Source organism: Haloarcula sp. 1CSR25-25 (assembly GCF_032027985.1).
GTDB lineage: Archaea > Halobacteriota > Halobacteria > Halobacteriales > Haloarculaceae > Haloarcula.
Genome location: NZ_JAHYBW010000002.1, coordinates 293,741 through 312,086 on the forward strand (window position 1 = coordinate 293,741; position 18,346 = coordinate 312,086).

An 18,346-nucleotide genomic window follows, 5' to 3' on the forward strand; every position below is an offset into this window, starting at 1 on the left:
CCACCTAGCAGCCTCATTCGAAGCTAATCGATCAATCCACGGTGGGTGGGACTTGAAAGACCCACATTCTCAACGGCCCCCGAAGACGTAACCCGGGAAGAAACGGAGTGTGTGAAGTCCGTTAAAAGACGCTCTGTGCCCTTTATCATGACGAGTGAGTTTTGCTCTCTTGAACCAAGGGTAATGAGTCGCGTGAATTAAGAGAAAAGGCGCTTTCTAACAGTTGAATTCGGTATTTTCAAGGGGCAGCACAGTGCTGCCGCTCACAGGGCAAAAACAAAAAATAGGAACCGGATTATGCGTCCGGACCGGAGTCCTCAGCAAGCGTTGCTGAAGTGTCGCCCTCAACAGGCTCGTAGACAATCCGCATTTCATACGAGCTCTCGACAGCTACATTGATTGAACTCCCAGCGGTAATCTCGCTACCCGACCCGAACTTTTCATCCCAACTGTTGCCAGTCCCAGTCCCGATATCTCGATCTGAGCTGTAATCGCTATCAGTTTCATCTGTGAACCCACTCCCTCGGACGTAGAGTTCTTGAGCCTCTATCGAGTCACCGCCATCATGAGTTACCCTCAGGTCACCGATATCGTTACCAGATCCGTCAGTCCCGACCTCACTGTAGTCAAACGAGAAGCTAGCCTGTGGCGTTGCCTGCTGTGCCTGGTCACCGAGACCAAGCACGAAGGATGCGATTACTGCGGCCAGGATGACCGTAATCGCGACCATCAGGATGACCCCGATGACCGGCGAAACCGCGTCGTCGTCGTGGATGAGTTGTTTGATGTCCATGGTTTGTTCGGTGCACACCGCGAGTGTTGACCGAGTAATTCCACCCTATACGTCGAAGGATGTCCTTACTGGCTCGCGGAGGTGTGCTGACTCAACCACATGGGCCGTGTTCACTTATACTCACAACACGTTTTAGAGGTTCAACGTTGCCTTGAAACCAGTCAAGGCTGGCTATACTGCCGGATTTCGATGTAGCGGTATTCGTATGATTCGATGGCAAGCAGAACAGGCGAAATCAACGCAGTGGGTGAAAAGAATAGACCTTCCTCAGTCTTCGGACTCGGTTTCCTGCTTCGCGAACTCGGTGAGCGTCATCTCGCGACCGGCGTAGGTATGGTAGCCCGCGGAGAGACAAAGGACGACCGCGATCAGCGTTGTCCAGACCAGTGGCGGAATTACCGTGAACGGATAGAGACCGACCCAGAGAATCGTCACGATGGCTAGACTGACCGCGCCGAGTGAGAGGTAGTACTCCCGCCAGGGGAACTCGCTTCCAGGCACGATTTCGAGATACACGGTGAGCTCTTCGGTATGTTCGGTTCGGGAGACCGTTCCGTTTTCGTCGTCGTAGTTGATGATACCCGTCTCGTGCATCCGCGGGAGATGCGACTGCTGGAGCGTGGTGTATACGCGTTTTCGCTGCGCGCTCGTGACTTCGGTGTTCGGACAGTCGTACTCCTGGGCAGCGACGTGTGACGCGAGGTCACCGAGCTGTACCGGCCCATCGTGTTCCCGGAGATACTGGAGCACGTACCGACGCCGTTCGTTCTGCAGGACGTCGAAGATTTCGCCTTTTGAAAGGTCTTCGTTTGTATCGGAGTCCAACTGTTCTACCTGCTCACTCATGTAAAACTCTCCAATTTCCACAACCCATAGCCGGGAATACAGCGAAAGCCAGGGTATTCAACGATCATAAACTCGCAGATTTAATCTTGTAAAAACGATATATGGACGAGTTTATGCGTCGGGTCCGGATGCCGTCGCGAGTGTCGCGGAGTTGTCGCCGTTTGCCGACTGGTAGACGACATTGATTTCGAAACTATCACTCGCAACGCCAACAGTCACCCTGTCGCCTGCTACGACTTTACTATTACTTCCACTCGCTTGACCGTTTCCAAGCCAGACCGTATTACTGCTAGTGATCTCTGAACTGCTCCCGCCAATTTCTGTCCCTCGAATGTAGAGATTACTTGCTTTGATTGAGTCGCCTCCATCGTGAGTGATTTTCACCTGACCATTGGTGTCCACAGTGGCATCGTAATCCGTACTAAAGCTAGCCTGTGGTGCCGTATTACTGACCTGGTCACCGAGACCGAGAACAAATGTTGCAATAACGGCTGCAAGAATGACCGTGATTGCGACCATCAGGATGACCCCGATGACCGGCGACACAGCGTCGTCGTCGTTGAAGAATCGTTTGAGTTCCATTGTTGTGTCCGCACGCAGCAACAGGTCGCCCTGTTATGCCGTGCTTACCGGAGAGTAGTCGCGGAGACGTATAAGCCTGCACCTGTATTATCAGAGCCTGAAATAACTACATTCGCTGACACTATCTCTGAAGGTGTTTCGCTCCAGATATTGCCCAGTAGTTCTGTAATCCTCACAGAATGTGTTTTACAGCGTCACGAAAGCGCCAGCAGCGCCACCGTCACGAACACCGCGAGGATGAGGATGCTGAGCCCGATGCCGGCCCGCATCGGATGCACGAGACCGTCGTCGTCGCTGAGTCGCTCGATTACGTCGTTCGGTGCCGTCACCGTCCGCGTGACGACGGCCGTGGCGCCAACCACTGCGCGGTCCACAGCGGCGTACAGTTCGGTCACGCCGACGACGAGTCCGCGGGAGCCATAGAAGACGGCGGGGTTGTACAGCGAATCGACGTCCGGGACGCGGCCGAGTTTCGAGAGGGGCTTTTTCGTCACCGCGAAGCCGACCAGTCCGGCGACGGCGAGGACAACTCCCTCGACGATGTGGTCGACAGTGTAGGTCGTATAGACGTGGTCGACGGCGGCGTCACTCGTCACGTCGAAGGGGAGCAGCGCGAACAGCGACCCATCAGACAGTCCGTAGAAGACACACAGCGCGGCTACTGACACCATCGCGACGGTCTGGCCGCGGTTCGCGTCCGGGACGCTCCCCTCGTAGGTGCCGTGGAAGAACGCGTAGTAGCCGAACTTGATGAACGACATGAACGTGCCGACGCCACCGACGAGCAGCATCCACTCGAGCGTCGTGAACTCGCCGACAGGGAGCGGTCCCTTGCCGAAGGTGTAGTGACTCCCGGAGATGATGATACCCTTGCTCACGAACCCGTTGAAGCCGGGGAAGCCGGCGATGGAGAGGGCGGCGACGGTGAAGGCGATCGCGGTGACCGGCATCTCGCGGGCCAGGCCGCCGAGCTTTTTCAGGCTCTCCTCGCCGGTCCGGTAAACGACGGCGCCGGCGGTCATGAACAGCAGGCCCTTGTAGAGGATGTGGTTGAACACGTGTGCGAACGCGCCGGCCTGGGCGAGCGAGGTTCCGATACCGACGCCGGCGACCATGTACCCGACCTGGGACTGGATGTGATAGGAGAGGAGCCGCCGCATGTCGTTCTGAAACAGCGCGAACAGCGCGCCGAAGATGGCCATCCCGCCGCCCATGTACGCGATGGCCTCGTGGCCGTTGGGGAACGCCCGGTACATCCCGTAGACGCCGGTCTTGGTCGTGAACACGCAGAGGAAGACGCTGGCGGCGATGTGCGGTCGCGGGTAGGTGTCGGGCAGCCACGCGTGCAGGCCGATGAAGCCGACGTTGACGCCGATACCGATGGCGGCCAGCGCGGCGGCCAGCCCGGTCGTGATACCGGCCGTCTCCGGACCGCCCGGCACCGACGCGAACAGGAACGTCTCTACCTCGACGTAGTGCCGGAGGATGGCGGCCATCAACAGCGTGCCGCCAAGGCCGTGCAACAGGGCGTACCGGAAGCCGGCCCGGACCGCCTTGCCGCCGTAGTGCCACACAAGCAGCGTGCTGGTGACGGCCATCAGCTCCCAGAAGAAGATGAGTGTCAGCCAGTCGCCGGCGAACACGGCCCCGAAGCTGGTCGCGACGTACGAGAGGGCAAAGCCGGTCTGTGTCGTGTCGGCCTCGCTGGCGTAGGAGTAGAGCACGGCGGCGGCGGCGATGAGCCCGAAGATGACCCCCATCAGCCGGGAGAACGGGTCGACGTTCAGCAACACGGCGTCGAACCCGAGGAACTGGGTCCGGAGGTGTGCCCCCGCTGGGACCGCGAGTGCCCACGGAACCGCCAGTGCGGGCACGAGCGCTCCGACCGCGTGTCCGGCGCGTCGCGGGAGCCTGGAGACGACGATTGCCAGCGCGAGCAGTACGACGACCGGCGGCACCATCGTCAGCGTCGACATCAGGCCATCACCCCAGGGAGATTCCCGACGATAGCGTCGACGATCCGCAGGAAGACGGCCGTGTACGGCACCGTCCCCAACAGGAGCGACAGCGTGGCCGCGGTGAGTATCGGCCCGAGCATGAACCACGTGCTCTCGCCGCCGCGCCAGCCGCGGTCGTCCCACCCGCCCACAGGTGGGCCGCCGTGGTGTTCGTGGTCCTCGCGGTGCTTCCCGAGGTGGTCGACGTGTTCGGGTCTCGGGGTATCGCCTTCGTCGGCGGAATCGTCCGCGTCGTCACCACCGTCGGCCCGCAGTTCGCTCCGACCACCGAGTGGTCCCTCGAGGAGGGGTTTCTCGTCGTGGCCCTCAGGCGACTCGAAGTACGCCTGGTAGACGATGGGCCAGAAGTACGCGATGTTGAGCACGCCGGAGACCAGCAGCGCGGTGGCGAAGACGAGGCCGCCGTCGAGGCTCAACGCGCCGATGACGAGATACCACTTGCTGACGAACCCGGCGACCAGCGGGATTCCGGCCATCCCGGCCGCGGCGACGGCGAATGCGGCCATCGTCAGCGGCATCCGCCTCCCGATGCCGGCCATGTCGCTGATGTCGTCGGTGTGGGTCTCGACGTGGATCGCGCCGGCACAGAAGAACAGCGTGAGCTTCATGAAGGCGTGTGCGGGGATATGCAGCAAGCCGCCGGTCAGCGCTTGCCCGTGGAGCAGGCCCAGTCCGAGCACGATGTAAGAGAGCTGGCTGATCGTCGAGTACGCCAGCCGCCGCTTGAGGTTGTCCTGTCTGAGCGCGATGACGCTCGCGGTCAGGAGGGTGAAGGCCGCAATCGCGGCGAGCGGGAGGCCGACGCCGAGTTCCGCCATCGTCTCGGTACCGAACACGTCGAGGACGACTCTGGCGATACCGAACACGCCGCTTTTGACGACCGCGACGGCGTGCAACAGGCCCGACACCGGCGTCGGCGCGACCATCGCGTCAGGGAGCCAGGAGTGTACCGGCATGAGCGCGGCCTTGACGCCGAAACCGGCCGCCAGCAAGGCGAAGGCCGCCCGTGCCAGCGCCGGGTCGGCCGTCGCGAGCCCTTCGAGGCCCCCCGGTGTGAATGCCGTCGTTCCGGCGAGGACGAACACCAGCACCGTTCCGCCCAGCACGGCGACGCCGCCGCCGAAGGTGTACGCGAGGTACTTCCGGCCGGCGGCGCGGGCCTCGTCGGTCTCGTCGTGGGTGACCAGCGGGTACGTCGACACCGTCAGCAGTTCGTAGCAGACGAACAGCGTCAGCAGGTTCGACGCGAACGCGACGCCGACCGCCGACGCGAGGCTGGCGGCGAAAGACGCGAAATAGCGCGTCTGGGCGTGTTCGTCCAGCCCGCGCATGTAGCCGATGCTGTAGAAACTCGTGACGATCCACAGCAGGCTCGCCAGCAGGCCAAAGAGGAGCCCCAGTGGGTCGACGTGGAACGCCAGTTCGATGCCGGTGGCGAACTGCCCGACGACGAACTCGTACTCTGTCCCGCTCAGGACGCCGGGGACCATGCTCGCGATGATACCGAACTTCGCGAACGCGACGGTCAGGGTTACCCCCTCTCGTAGATTCGGCCGGCCTTTGAGCGAGAGAATTACGGGGATAGCCGCCGCCGAAACCAGGATTGCCAGGATGGGTCGTAACTCATTCATTGGTTTAGAAGGGGTGGAAGCGTTTCTTCGAGCACTCTTTGTAACTCCGGTACGGCTGCAGTCAGCGCCACCGCGAGGGCGGCCGCGACGACGACGACGGCGACCATCCCGACCGAGACCGCCTGTCCGCTCCCGTCCGTGACGGGGGCCTCGTCGGGTTCCGCGTGGATGGTCGGCTCGGCGAAGTAGAGCCGCTCGACGAGACGGGCGAAGTACGCCAGCGTCAGCAGGGTACTCGCGAGCAACACGGCCACGACAGGCCAGTTCTCGGCGTTGACCGCGCCGAGGACGATGTACCACTTGCCGACGAAGCCGACCGCCGGCGGAACGCCGACCATCGCCAGCGAGAGCACGGCGAAGGAAAAGGCAGAGAGCGGGACGCGGCTTCCCATCCCGGCGTAGCCGTTGACCGTCGTCGCGCCCGTCTTCCGCTCGATGATTCCCGTCGCGGCGAACAGCCCGCCTTTCATCACTGCGTGGCCGAGCAGGTGGACGGTCGCGCCGACGACGGCCAGCGGGGTCGCGATGGCAAAGCCGGCGACGACGAGGCCGAACTGTGACACCGAGGAGTACGCGAGCATCCGCTGGACGCTGTCCTGTGAGACGGCGAGTACGCTCCCCGCGAATATGCTCACGCAGGCCAGGCCGACCAGCGCCCAGCGAGCGACGGGCACCGCCGTCAGGAACTCCACGGTGAACACGGAAAACAGCAGGCGGGCGAGTGCGTACGCCGAGACCGTCGAGACGAGCGCCGAGATGAACGCGCTCACCGTGTCCGGGGCGTTCGCGTAGGCGTCGGGCTGCCAGGTGTGCAGGGGGAACAGGGCGACTTTCACCGTCAGCCCGCCGACCATCAGACCGAAGGCGGTCAGGACGAGCGTCGAATCGTAGGCCGCCATCTCACCGAGTTTTGCCGCCAGGTCGGCCATGTTGAGCGTCCCCGTCGCCGCGAGCAGGTACCCGACGCCGAGCAGGTACAGCGAGGCCCCGACGGTCCCGATGATGAGGTACTTCAGCGCCGCGACGGCGGCGCTCGCGTCCCGACCACTCGCCACGAGGCCGTACGCCGCAAGCCCCGTGATCTCGAGGAACACGTAGAGGTTGAACACGTCGCCGGTGACCGTCATCCCGGTCAGGCCGGCGACCAGCAGGAGGTAGAGACCGTAGAAGGAGTTCGAGTGCGGGCCGGCCTGCCGGGCGTATGCGAGCACGCCCAGGGACACGACGGCCACGAGCAGGGCGACGGCTCCCGAAAGCCCGTCGACGACGAGTTCGATGCCGTACGGGGCGGCGAAACCACCGACCGCGTAGGAAACGGTCCCGCTCGTGCTGACGGTCCACGCGAGCAGTCCGGCCAGGCCGGCCTGGCCGACGAGCGTCAGCGTCGCGATGGGCCACCCGGCCCGGTCGCTCACGAGGCTGGCGACCAGCGGCACCGCGCCGCCGATGATGGGCAGGACCACCAGCAACACAGGGATCTGTTCAATCATAGTAGAGCTGTTTGAGTTTGTCTTCGTCCAGCGTCCCGTACTCCGCGTAGATGCGGATGATGAGCGCCAGCGCCACGGCGGTCAGGCTCACCCCGACGACGATAGCGGTCAGGATGAGGACGTGTGGCAGCGGGCTGACGTAGGGACCGCCTCCCTCCTCGATTATCGGCGGATTGCCGCCGGCCCGGAACGCGAGCGTGATGAAAAACAGGAAGATGCCCGTCTGGAAGATGTTCATCCCGATGACCTTCTTGAGGAGGTTCCGGGACTCGATGAGCATGTAGAGGCCGATACCCAGCAGGAGCATCACCGCGAAGTAGTTGTAATGTGAGTCAAGCAGTTCGAGCATCAGCTCTCATCCTCCGGGGAGTCGACGGCGTGGCCGAACCCGGCCGCGAGCAGGAAAAAGAGGCCGATAGCGACGCTGGCGACGACGGCACCGATACCCAGTTCGACGAGTTCGATGCCGTAGGCCACCGCGTGCGAGATGAACTGCTCGTACAGGTGGTACTCGAGGAAGTTCCCGCCCAGGAGCATCGTTCCCAGGCCGATTGCCGCGAACGTGAGCACGCCGCCGGAGGCCAGTGCGGCGACGACGCGGGCGTCGAGCCACTCCCGGGCCGCATCGATGCCGTAGGCGAAGGCGAGCATCATCACGACCGACCCGGCGACGACCCCGCCCTGGAAGCCGCCACCGGGGGAGTTCGCCCCGTGGAACATCACGAACAGGGCGAAGGTGAGGACGAACGGCGAGACGATACGGACCGTCGTCATGATGATGGTGCTCTCGACGTACAGCCCGGTTCGCTCGTCGGCGCTCATGCGAACACCTCCTGTCTGAGGACAGTCAGTGCAGCGATACCGGCCGAGAAGACCACGACCGCTTCACCCAGCGTGTCGAACCCGCGGTAGGCTGCGAGCACGGCCGTCACTGCGTTCTGGACCTCCGTGTCCGCGTACGCGTTATCGAGGTAGTACTGCGTCACCTCGCCGCTGACGACTGGGTTTGCCGCGCCCTCGGCCCCGACGGCTGGCAGCGACGGCACCGTCGCGACCATGACGACGACGAACGCGCCGACCAGGGCGACGGTCCGGACACTGATCGACTCGAACAGCTCGTCTTCCTGTGGCCGAACGGTGTTTGCCAGCGCCAGGATGAACAGGATCGTCATGATGCCGGCCCCGACAGCCGCCTCGGTCAGCCCCACGTCAGGGGCCTCGAGTATCACCCAGATGATGGAGATGCCGAGGCTGTAGGCGGCAAACGCCATCAGGGACGCCAGCACGTCACGGAGCACGGCCGCGCCGATAGCACAGCCCAGCACGAACACCAGCAACACCGCCTCGATGAGCGACAGCGTCACGACTCGCCCTCCTCGTCGCCAGTAGTCCACGGCTCTATACCCTGGTCCTGTGCCGCCCGGGCGATGGCGTGGGCGGCGGTCGGGTTCGTCAGGAACATAAACACCAGCAGGAAGACGGCTTTGATCGTCGCGAGGTCGGTCTGAATCGCGAACGCGGCGGCAGCGATGGCGAGGACGGCCCCCAGCGTGTCGCTTTTCGATGCCGCGTGTGTTCGAGTGTATACGTCAGGGAGCCGCACGATGCCGATAGCGGCGACGCCGCCGAAGAACGCCCCGACCACTGCGAGCGCGACAATCGCCCACTCTGTCGGCGTCATAGCACACCCCCGTGTTCGACGTTGAACTTCGAGAACGCTATCGATAGCAGGAAGTTCAGCAGGGCGTACACGAGCGCGATATCGAGGAACAGCGGCTTATCGAGCGCGCCCGACACGAGCGCGATAGCGATGACGGTGTTCGTCCCCATCACGTTGACCGCGATGACTCTGTCGTGGTCCGTCGGCCCTGCGAACACGCGGTAGAGAGCCACGATAGCGAACAGCACGAACGCGCCGGCGATCGCCAGCAGCGCCGCCTCGAACTCAACCATCGTCGCCCACTCCCGGGTCCTCGATGTCGCTCTCGATTGGGTTGTCGTCGTTCCCCTGCCCGCGTTCGCGTGGCGAGGGAATCGCTGCCGCCTCCCGACCGTAGAAGACGAACCGGACGGCCCGTTCGAGGCCGCCGTCGAACAGGGCTTCACGCGCACTGCCGGTGAGCGAGTGGATGTCGAACGCCTGCTCGGAGACGCTAACGGTGAGTGTCCCGGGCGTCAACGTGATGCTGTTTGCCAGCGTCGTCACCGCCCCGTCGCCCCAGATGGCCGCTTCCAGTTCGACCATCTCCGGGTCGATGGGCAACGATGGGTGCAGGACGACGTAGGCGATTTCGAGGTTCGCGACGGCGATCTCCTTGAGGAGGTACGGGACGTAAATCGCCAGCCGGGCGAGCTGTCCCGGAATCCGTGTCAGCGACGGCTGGCGACTGAACGCGATGGGCGCAAGCAGTGCGGTGACGATAGTCGCCGTTATCGCGCCGGTGAGGAAGTCAAGCGGCTTGTACGAACTCAACAGCATATAGAACAGGTACGAGGCGCCGAAAATAGTGAGATACTTCGGGAGCGTCGCGGCGCGAGCGAGCGCGGTCGACCGCGCCGGCCGCTCGACGGGGGCGGTCTCGACCTCGATATCGCCCCGGACGAGTTCGACTTCGAGCGGCCGGAGCATCGGTGTCGTACCGCCCGGATTGAACTCCGGATCGAGGACGACCCGTTCGATACTGTGTTCGTCGGCGTAGGCCAGTATCGCGTCGGCGTAGTCCCCGGGACTGAACAGGTAGCGGTCGGCACCGATGACGCCCAGTTCGACGTCGAGATTCGACGGTGGGTCAGTACCCAGGTCCTCGTCGAGCCAGACCTCGATACGGTCGAGCAGGTCCTTTGCCTCCCCGAGTTCCGTCTGGGCGTCGGGGTCGACGGCGCGCGTGCTTGCGACGGCGACGAGGTGCAGCGACACACGCTTTTGTCCCTCTCTGGCCGCCGATTCGGCCTGTTCAACGGCGTAGGCGACGGTGTTACGGACCGTCACCGAATCGGCTACTGGCACGAGCAGGCGACGGGGTGGTGGTACAGTCACAGTGTCTGTTTAGAAACTCCACTAGACGGTTCGTCGGGCAGTGCTGTCGTTATGGGACCGGAGCAACGGAACACGCAAAACTATTTCGTAATCAGTTACGCGCTTACTCACGACTGGACAGATGGTCACCGAGTTCGTCGGCGACACGAGCGCCGAGTCCCTGCTTGTCCCCGGTGTACTCAGTGGCCGTGTCTCCGTCCACGAGCAGGGCGCGGGTATCCTCCGCCCCCATCACGCCCGCGTCGTTGGCGACCACGAAGGCCAGCCCGGTCCGCTCGCGTATCTCGCGGGCGCGCTCGGCCAGGATTTCGTCGTCACCCGCGGTTTCGAGTTTGAAGCCGACGATCGGCAGGTCCGGGTGGTCGGCCCGGACGGTGTCGATGAGCTTCGGCGTCGGCTGTAAGGTCAGCGTCAGTTCCGACTGCCCGCTCTTGATCTTCTCGGGCGCCTGCTCGACGGTGTAATCCGATATCGCGGCTGCCGACACCAGCGCGTCGGCCGAGTCGGCGACCCGCCGCGTGGCCGCCGTCATCTCCGCTGCGGATTCGACCTGCTCGACGGCCGCGTAGGGAACGTCCGGTCCGTCGTGGACCAGCGTCACGTCGGCCCCGCGGGCGTAACAGGCCCGCGCGACTGCCCGGCCGGTCTGACCGGAGGAACGGTTCGAGAGCGTCCGGACTGGGTCGACCGACTCCGTGGTCGCGCCCGCGGTCACCACGACGTGTTCGCCCGAAAGCGGCCGGTCGCCTGCGGCCCGTGCGGTCGCCGTGACGATGGCCTCCTCGGTCGCGATTTTGGCCTTCTCCTCTTCGATTCGCGGGTCGACGAAGTCGACGCCCCAGGACTCGACGCGGTCGATCGCGTCGAGCACGCCGGGGTGGTCGTACATCGGTTCGTGCATCGCCGGCGCGACGACGACCGGCACGTCCGCGCCGAGAGCGGTGGTCGCACACGTCGTCACGGGCGTGTCGTCGACCGCTGCGGCGACTTTCCCGACAGTGTTTGCCGTCGCCGGCGCGAGCAAAAGTACGTCCCCCCAGCCCGAGCGCCCGCAGAGCTCGACGTGTTCGACGCGGCCCGTTATCTCCGTGACGACGTCGTTGTCCGTCGCGAACGAGAGCGCCCACGGATGGATGATCCCCGTCGCGCTGTCGGTCATCACCGCCCGGACGGACGCGCCCTGTCGTCGGAGCTCGTGTGCGAGCTCCACCGTCTTGACGGCCGCGATAGAGCCCGACACCCCCAGGACGACGTTGACTCCGGTCAGCATACCCGCCGGTTCGCGGTGCGGGGGTAAAAGCCCCTGTCTCTCGGCGGGGCTAGTCGCCGTCGCCGGCGGGCTGGTCGCTGCGCCGGGGCTCCCCGTCGTGTGCGTTCAGCGCGAGGGTGAATGCGGCTATCGCCAGCAGCACCAGCCCGAGTGCGACCACCGAGCTGAGGGAGAGCCCGGCCGACGTGGCCGGGACCGCGAGCGGGATGAACACGTATCTGACGACCATGACGAGGAGGACGGCCCCGGCGAGGACAGCCGCGGTCCCGGTGACGTGGACGAACTCGCTGTCTGTCGTTTCGGCGTCCCGGCCAAGCTGGTGGCCAATACTGCTGGCGTGAGCGCCGGCGTCCCAGACCAGTAGCGCCGCCGCGCTCCCGACGAGCACGAGCACCGGTGCGAGTCCGCGCTCGGCCGCGAGCAGCGTCGTGCCGAACAGGAGTCCGGCCCCGGCCGCGAATCCCGTCACACGTCGGGACAGCACCTCCGCGCTGGCCAGCCCAGTCAACAGTGCGACGAGCCCCCGAAGGACGGCGACCGAAACCAGCACGCCGAGGAGGAGCACGGTAACCGAGCCGTAGTGGCCGGCCCTGCCGAACGTGGGCGCTACCCGCCGGGTCACGCCAGCGGCCGTGAGGACGAGCGCGCTCAGTAGCAGTACCACAGGGACCGCGATACCGCCGGCCTGTCGCGCGAGCGACCGCCCGGGGTCGTCCCCGAGCCACTGCAGCAGCCACTGCCGGAACCGTTCGGCAACGACGATACCGAGCAGTGCCAGGAGCGCGGCCGCAAGCGGGAGATGGAGCGGGCCACTGAGCGCGAGCCGCAGGGCCGGCCCGAGCACTGGGAGGCTACCGAGGAAACGGTCGAACAGCCGCTGGGTCGTCGGTAAGAACGCCACGAGCAACTGCAGACCGACGGCAGCTTTGACGTACGGGTCGATATCCCACCAGCCCCGCCCCAGCAGGCCGAGCCCGTCGAGGGTCCGGTCGGTCGTCGGCGTCGGGGCCGGAAGCCACGACTCCAGAATCCCCGTGGCCCGGTCCAGGACCAACAGGCCGAGGAGCGCCCCCGCCTGTAACGTCACGAAGCCCGCAAGCGGGTGGAGCGAGAAACCGGCTGCGACACGGGCGAGCACCCGCGGCAGCCCCACGGCAGCAGCGACGGAACTCCCGATTGCGACACCGATGCCGACGAGCAAAATCACGAAACTCTCCTCGAGCATCTGCGAGAGCTCGTCCGTTTCGTCGGGCGGTGCCACCAGTCCGCTACTCGCGTCGATGACGACGAGCGTCGCGGAAAGCGGGAAGCCGAGGGACACCGCGAGCGCCAGGTAATCGGACGCCAGCAGCGCGGCCCCGCAGAACACGCCCGCGCCGACGACGACGGCGACGCTGCCGCCGGCGATGCGGGTGTGCGTGTCGCTGCGGAGCGCCCAGGCCCCGGCCGCGATACAGAGGCCCCCGACGAAGCCGGTCAGTACCGCTCTGGGGTCGCCGACGGCGACGCCGAGGACGAGCGAGACGACCACCGCGACCGCGCCGGCCAGCGCCGCGCTGGACGCCGCCGGTCGGCTGTCGACCCCCGTCATGCCCACCGCTCCGTTGCGCGGATGAGGGCTTTGGCGAGCGGTTCAGCCGGCGTCCAGTCGACGACTCGAACCGTCCCTCGAAGGTCGTCGAGACGGGTCGTCCGGTCGATTCGCTCGACGGTGGTGCCCGGGCTGTCCCCGGTCGTCACGTCCGGGCTGACGACCGTGACCGCGTGCCCGTACGCGGAGAGCCGTTTGGCCGCGTCGGCCGCCCGGTCGTCGAGCAGCGGGGTGCAGAACACGACCTGTGATTCGCTTGGTATCGAGCGGTCGAGTGTCGCCACCGCGTCGCCGCCGTCGGCGATGCCGTACCGGTCTGCCGCCTCGGTCGACGACTGCATCCGGGGAGCGCGGGTGTCGGTGTCGAACAGGCGCGAACTCCGGGTCCCGGAGGAGCCGCTCGCAATCTCGCTCAGGAACCCGTCCAGCCGCTGTTCCTGTGCCCGATTGGCCGACGGGTGAAGCGTCTCGCAGCTGTCGTAAACGGCGGCCCCGACGCGGTTGTCCATCCCCAGGAGCGCCGAGCCGACCTGCTGTGCCGCGTACGCACAGAACTCGACCGCTGTCGGTGCGTTCGTTTCGCCAGCGACGGGGTGTCGCGAATCGACGAGCGTGACGACGGTGGCCGCTCGTGTCTGCCTGAACTCGACGGTCGCCAGCTCGTTCGTCTTCGCGAGCCGGTTCCAGTCGACCCGGCTCATCGGGTCCGAGGACTGGTGTTCGCGGATGGCGTAGAAGGCGAGCCCGTTCCCGCCGGCGTCGGTCGGCACCCGCCCTGACTGTGCGAGCGTCTGGCCGGAGAGCGGGACGGCGTCCACGTCCGCACTGCAGGACAGCACCGTCTCGACGGCGACCTGTTCGGTGAACTCGACGGTCCCGGTCAGGTTCCGGCAGACGACTGCCACGTCGGTGAAGGCGTGGTCGCCGCGCCGGGCCTCGACAGTGTAGCGCACCGACTCCGACGCCCCAGCTTCGAGGTGGGTGCCAAACCGCGGGGAGCCGTCGACGACCTCCAGCCGCTCCGGAACGCCGTCGAGGACGCGAACGTCGGGCAGGGTCGCGTCCCCGTCGTTCGTGAGCGTCACCGTGACGGTCACCTCCGACCCGGGGAGCGGCTCGGCCGGTTCGATGTGCCGCTCTATCGTGAGCGTCGGCTCGGGGTCACCGATGGCCGCCTGGTAGGCCGCATACACCAGCGCCACCGCTGCGACCATGAACACCGTCGGGTTCCCGGTGACAATACCGGCCCCGCCGGCGACCAGCGCGGCCGAGACGCCGACGTTGCGCTGGGTCGTCTCACGCGTGCTCATGTACCCTCACCCCGCTGAAGCCGGCGTATCTCGGCCGTCGCCGCCTCGACTTTCCGGTCGAACCCCTCGCCGCTGGCCCAGTCCCGGAGCTGCATCTGGATTGGCGGGTCGGTGGCGTCCGGGCCGCCGAGGAAGGCCGCCGCCCGGCGGTCGTCCGTCCACGAGCCAGCGCTGACTGCTCGGGCTGCCGCCTCCGGCGACATGTCTGTCGTCTCGGCGAGCACGCGCCGCGCAGTCTCGCGGAGCCTGTTTCTGACTTCGGACGCGTAGCTCGCTTCGAGTCCGTCGTAGGGGTCGACGCGCCCGTCGATTTCCGACAGGTGTTCGTCGATATCGTCGCCGACGAGGCCGCCCGATTCCGCCTGCGACGTCTCCGGTTCCAGCAGTTCATCGAGCAGGTCCGCGGACCCGCTGTCGGTGTCGCGGTCGTGACGTGGGGCCCGTGGCTGGCGCCCCCTCACTGACGGGAGAGCCGAATCGCGCGTTCGTACTACAGTGTACAGGCCGAACAGACCAATCACAGCGGCACTGACGCTTGCAACGAACCGGAGCTGCCTGGCCGCCCCGCTCCCGACGTCCGGCAGGACCGAGGGAAAGGTGACGGCGAACACTGCCCCGGCAAGCGCAGCGAGTCCCAGCAGGGTGTACTGGACGAACCTGCGCCCCGGTGTCGGGCGTTCGACGCCGACATCGATGGTTGCACTGGCAGTTTCTCCCCGCTGGGACTCCCGTTCGGGCATCAGTCCTCACCTCGGTCCAGAAGCTGTCTGAGGGCGTCCCGGGCCGATTCCGTCCGGTCACCGGCCGCTGACTTCCCGCCGTATTCGACCTCCCGAAAGAGATCCGTCAGCCGGCCCACGGGTTCGGCCGGGAGCCCACTGTCGATGGCGCGGCGGGCGTACTCGCCCGGCGTCGCCGTCTCTGGGTCCGGTACGGACACGCGGTCAGCCAGCAGCGCCCAGGCCTCTCGGACGGACAGCGTGGCGATGTCCGGGCTGTCGTCTCCCTCCGCCGTCGCGGCAGCGGTCGTCGTCCGTTCGGACTCAGAGTCCGACGAGCCAAACAGCGACGGGCTGTCGACACCACTCCGAACCGAGGCGAAGAACCCACCGGCCCCGCCGAGGCCGCTGAGGGCCCTGAGCGGCGCGACTGTGAGCGACCCGAGGGCGCTCGGCAGGCCGGCAAGACTTCGCAGTGACATCGTGCCGACCGACCCGATGCCCGTCGCCAGTCCGGTCAGGACGCCACTGGAGACGGCACTGACACCGGCCCCGACCCGTGAGAGCGCCGACGACCCCGAGAGCAACGCGGCGGTCGTCACCTGCGGAATCCGGCCGACGGCCCGACCTATCGCGCCGTCTGAAACCGCCGTGACAGCGCTGTCGAGCAGTTCACCGACGACCGGAAGCAGGTGGAGGCCGGCGTCTGTCAGCCCGTCGCCGTCCCCGTTCGACGCTACCCGGATGACACCGACTGCGACGACACCGAACCCGCCAATGAGCGCCAGCCCGACCAGTTTCACCGGAAGGGGCGAACCGCTGTCCCCGTCCTCGGGGGCGACCGGCGTCTCCGTTGGCGTCGGCGTCGCTGTCGGGGTCACCTCCGGGCTGGCGCTCGTCGCCGCCGGGGTTGTTTCCGTCCCGTCGCTCGTTGCCCGCTCCTCGATTCCGTCGGAGGCAATTCCGTCGGGCGTGGCCGGCTCGCTCGGCCGGCTGTCGAGGGGGCCGCTCGACTCGAACTCGACGCCCAGCGCGCCGGGGAACAGCGCCGTGCCGAACAGGACAGCGACCGCACAGAGGAGGGCGAGGGCGGCACGAACCAGCTTCGTTGACACTACCGGACGGTTTCCAGCGGCAGAGTAAATATTTTCTCACGCCTCGGACCGGTCTGACCAGAAAACCTTTGATTCGATGTGGGTATAGCAGAACTCACCCCATGCGGACACTGACCCGCCGTATGCTGTGGACCCTCCTGCTCCTCCTCGCCGTCGACGTCGCCGTGGTCGCCACCGCGGCGGCGCTCCTGACGCCCTGGCTCGCCCCGGTGCGAGACGCTGTCGCGGCCCGCCTCCCGCTCGGCGGCGCGTCGGCGCGGGTCGCCTGGTGGGTGGCTATTCTCGTCCCGGCTCTCGTGGCGTTCGTCTGGGCACAGCTCCGGTACACCAGCGCACAGACGATGGCCGAAGTCGATGCCCGCGTCGTCGGTCCCGAGGAGTACCCCGACCTCCACGAGCGGGTCCAGCGGCTCTCGCAACTGGCCGACCTCACACCGCCGCGAATCGCCGTCGCCGACGCTGCCGCGCCCAACAGCTTCGCCACCGGGACGCTCAGCGGGGCGACAGTCGTCGTCAGCGAGGGGCTCCTGTCGGCGCTTGACGGCGACGCGCTCGACGCGGTACTGGCCCACGAACTCATGCACGTCGCCAACCGCGACGCGACGGTGATGACACTGGCCAGCTTTCTCCCGTCCCTGACCAGCGGCCAGTACGACCCGCTCGAGGACCTGCTGCCGGGCGGGAGCCGCTACGCGCTCGGCCTGTTTGCGCTCGGCCTCGCGTACGTGTTCAGCGCCCGGGTGGTCGAGGCGCCGTTCGGCAGCCTCCCGTTTACGCTCGGCTTCCTGTTTCTCTTCGCGGTGACGGTCCTGTTCGGCGGCGTCGCGCTGGGTGTGTTCACCGCACCCGTCGTCGTCCTCGGCCGGTCGCTGTCGCGCGCCCGGGAGTTCGCTGCCGACCGGAGCGCGGCGCAGTTGACCGGGGACCCCGCCGCGCTCGTCGAGGCATTAGAGACACTCGACGGCGGTGGCGGTGACCGTCCAGAGACCGACAAGCGCTCCGCGTACGCGGGCCTCCGTGGCCTGTGTTTTCTCCCGTACGGGTTCGACACGGACGCGGCGACCGACTCGCTGTCAATCGAAACGCGGTCCCACCCGCCGACGGCCGAGCGAATAGAGCGGTTACAGTCCGTCGAACACTCGCTCGAGGCGGCCTCAGTCTGAGTCCCGGTCGACGCTCGGGTGCATCGTCGGCTCGCCCGGCATCGGCGCCTCGAAGTACCGCTGCATGACCTCCAGAGACTCCTGCTCGCGCTGTTTGCGCTCCGCCTCGTCGATCTCCTCACAGCCCGGCGGGACCGGGCGGTCGCGGCCGGTGAAATACCCATCCGGCGCGGTCCAGTCGTGATAGAAGTCGACGTCGGAATCCTCCAGCAGCGTGAGCCCGACCTGTGCGCCGTGGCCCGCGGCGACGATGGTCTGGTGGTGCTGTTCGGCCAGCCGACCGGCCGCGTACAGCCCCTCGATACCGGTCCGGCCCTGGTCGTCAGTCGAGATGAACTGCTTCGACCCGCGGTCGACGAGCGAGATTTCCAGCCCCTCGAGATACGACGGGTCCGACCAGGACGCGGCGACGAGGTACGTCGCGTCGTAGGACTCGCCGTCGGCACAGGACACCTCGAAGCCCCCGTCGGTTCGCTCGACCCGCTCGGCCTCGCCGTCGATGAACCAGGCGCCCGCTCGCCGGGCCTGTGCCCGCATCAGTTCGAGCAGGAGGCGCGGGTTGATTCCCGCCGGGAAACCGGGGTAGTTCTCCAGGTGGGCGTTGCGGTTCAGTATCGACTCGCCGGCCGAGATGATTCGGGTCGACAGGTCGGCGCGAGCGGTGTAGATTGCCGCAGAAAGCCCGGCGACGCCGCCGCCCACGATGATGACCTCCTTGCGTTCGGTTGGCATGGGCGAGTGTTCCTGTCGGGGGCCAACAAACGTGCCGGTTCGAGGCTCT

Annotated in this window: 19 protein-coding genes; 1 reads left to right on the forward strand and 18 read right to left on the reverse strand. The window is 66.1% G+C overall.

The features are described from left to right. Positions 1-295 precede the first annotated feature (295 nt). From KZ498_RS06585 to KZ498_RS06665, 17 genes are all read right to left on the reverse strand, one after another. Entirely contained in the window at positions 296-793 is a 498-nt protein-coding gene (locus KZ498_RS06585) for a type IV pilin N-terminal domain-containing protein (protein WP_312617836.1), read from the reverse strand. A gap of 267 nt (positions 794-1,060) precedes the next feature. Then, positions 1,061-1,639 carry a hypothetical protein gene (locus KZ498_RS06590; RefSeq protein WP_312617837.1) on the reverse strand — a complete coding sequence of 193 codons (579 nt, stop codon included), beginning with the start codon at positions 1,637-1,639 and terminating at the stop codon, positions 1,061-1,063. Between the two features lie 111 nt (positions 1,640-1,750). Beyond that, a complete protein-coding gene (locus KZ498_RS06595) occupies positions 1,751-2,221 on the reverse strand; it encodes a type IV pilin N-terminal domain-containing protein (RefSeq protein ID WP_312617838.1) in 471 nt (156 codons plus the stop codon). 194 nt (positions 2,222-2,415) lie between these two features. Beyond that, positions 2,416-4,197: a Na(+)/H(+) antiporter subunit D gene (locus tag KZ498_RS06600; RefSeq protein ID WP_312617839.1), complete on the reverse strand. Its 1,782-nt coding sequence runs from the start codon at positions 4,195-4,197 to the stop codon at positions 2,416-2,418. After that, positions 4,197-5,870 (reverse strand): proton-conducting transporter membrane subunit, encoded by a 1,674-nt coding sequence (locus KZ498_RS06605; protein ID WP_312617840.1) that lies wholly within the window; start codon positions 5,868-5,870, stop codon positions 4,197-4,199. Before KZ498_RS06605 ends, KZ498_RS06600 begins: the two co-directional genes overlap by 1 nt. Continuing rightward, a complete protein-coding gene (locus tag KZ498_RS06610; protein ID WP_312617841.1) occupies positions 5,867-7,360 on the reverse strand; it encodes a monovalent cation/H+ antiporter subunit D family protein in 1,494 nt (497 codons plus the stop codon). Before KZ498_RS06610 ends, KZ498_RS06605 begins: the two co-directional genes overlap by 4 nt. Then, a complete protein-coding gene (locus KZ498_RS06615) occupies positions 7,353-7,709 on the reverse strand; it encodes a cation:proton antiporter subunit C (RefSeq protein WP_312617842.1) in 357 nt (118 codons plus the stop codon). Before KZ498_RS06615 ends, KZ498_RS06610 begins: the two co-directional genes overlap by 8 nt. After that, positions 7,709-8,182 (reverse strand): Na(+)/H(+) antiporter subunit B, encoded by a 474-nt coding sequence (locus KZ498_RS06620; protein WP_312617843.1) that lies wholly within the window; start codon positions 8,180-8,182, stop codon positions 7,709-7,711. Before KZ498_RS06620 ends, KZ498_RS06615 begins: the two co-directional genes overlap by 1 nt. Further along, entirely contained in the window at positions 8,179-8,724 is a 546-nt protein-coding gene (locus KZ498_RS06625) for a DUF4040 domain-containing protein (RefSeq protein ID WP_312617844.1), read from the reverse strand. The genes KZ498_RS06620 and KZ498_RS06625 overlap by 4 nt, the downstream gene beginning before the upstream one ends. Next, positions 8,721-9,041 carry a monovalent cation/H(+) antiporter subunit G gene (gene mnhG / locus KZ498_RS06630; RefSeq protein ID WP_312617845.1) on the reverse strand — a complete coding sequence of 107 codons (321 nt, stop codon included), beginning with the start codon at positions 9,039-9,041 and terminating at the stop codon, positions 8,721-8,723. Before mnhG ends, KZ498_RS06625 begins: the two co-directional genes overlap by 4 nt. Next, the gene (locus tag KZ498_RS06635; protein WP_007188194.1) at positions 9,038-9,313 is read right to left on the reverse strand and encodes a cation:proton antiporter; all 276 of its coding nucleotides are present in this window, start codon (positions 9,311-9,313) and stop codon (positions 9,038-9,040) included. Before KZ498_RS06635 ends, mnhG begins: the two co-directional genes overlap by 4 nt. Beyond that, positions 9,306-10,397: a monovalent cation/H+ antiporter subunit E gene (locus KZ498_RS06640; protein WP_312617847.1), complete on the reverse strand. Its 1,092-nt coding sequence runs from the start codon at positions 10,395-10,397 to the stop codon at positions 9,306-9,308. The genes KZ498_RS06635 and KZ498_RS06640 overlap by 8 nt, the downstream gene beginning before the upstream one ends. 103 nt (positions 10,398-10,500) lie before the next feature. Further along, positions 10,501-11,667, reverse strand: a complete 1,167-nt coding sequence (gene coaBC, locus KZ498_RS06645) for a bifunctional phosphopantothenoylcysteine decarboxylase/phosphopantothenate--cysteine ligase CoaBC (RefSeq protein ID WP_312617848.1) — start codon at positions 11,665-11,667, stop codon at positions 10,501-10,503. 49 nt (positions 11,668-11,716) lie between these two features. Further along, entirely contained in the window at positions 11,717-13,258 is a 1,542-nt protein-coding gene (locus KZ498_RS06650) for a hypothetical protein (protein ID WP_312617849.1), read from the reverse strand. Next, entirely contained in the window at positions 13,255-14,568 is a 1,314-nt protein-coding gene (locus tag KZ498_RS06655; RefSeq protein ID WP_312617850.1) for a DUF58 domain-containing protein, read from the reverse strand. Before KZ498_RS06655 ends, KZ498_RS06650 begins: the two co-directional genes overlap by 4 nt. Further along, a complete protein-coding gene (locus KZ498_RS06660; protein ID WP_312617852.1) occupies positions 14,565-15,308 on the reverse strand; it encodes a hypothetical protein in 744 nt (247 codons plus the stop codon). Before KZ498_RS06660 ends, KZ498_RS06655 begins: the two co-directional genes overlap by 4 nt. Further along, positions 15,308-16,402 carry a DUF4129 domain-containing protein gene (locus KZ498_RS06665; protein WP_312617854.1) on the reverse strand — a complete coding sequence of 365 codons (1,095 nt, stop codon included), beginning with the start codon at positions 16,400-16,402 and terminating at the stop codon, positions 15,308-15,310. Before KZ498_RS06665 ends, KZ498_RS06660 begins: the two co-directional genes overlap by 1 nt. 101 nt (positions 16,403-16,503) lie before the next feature. Here KZ498_RS06665 and KZ498_RS06670 point away from each other — a divergent pair, with 101 nt between their 5' ends. After that, the gene (locus tag KZ498_RS06670; protein ID WP_312617856.1) at positions 16,504-17,565 is read left to right on the forward strand and encodes a M48 family metalloprotease; all 1,062 of its coding nucleotides are present in this window, start codon (positions 16,504-16,506) and stop codon (positions 17,563-17,565) included. Here the strand turns inward: KZ498_RS06670 and KZ498_RS06675 are convergent. Then, a complete protein-coding gene (locus tag KZ498_RS06675) occupies positions 17,557-18,297 on the reverse strand; it encodes an NAD(P)/FAD-dependent oxidoreductase (protein ID WP_312617857.1) in 741 nt (246 codons plus the stop codon). The two genes, KZ498_RS06670 and KZ498_RS06675, sit on opposite strands and share 9 nt — an antisense overlap. Between the last annotated feature and the right edge of the window lie 49 nt (positions 18,298-18,346).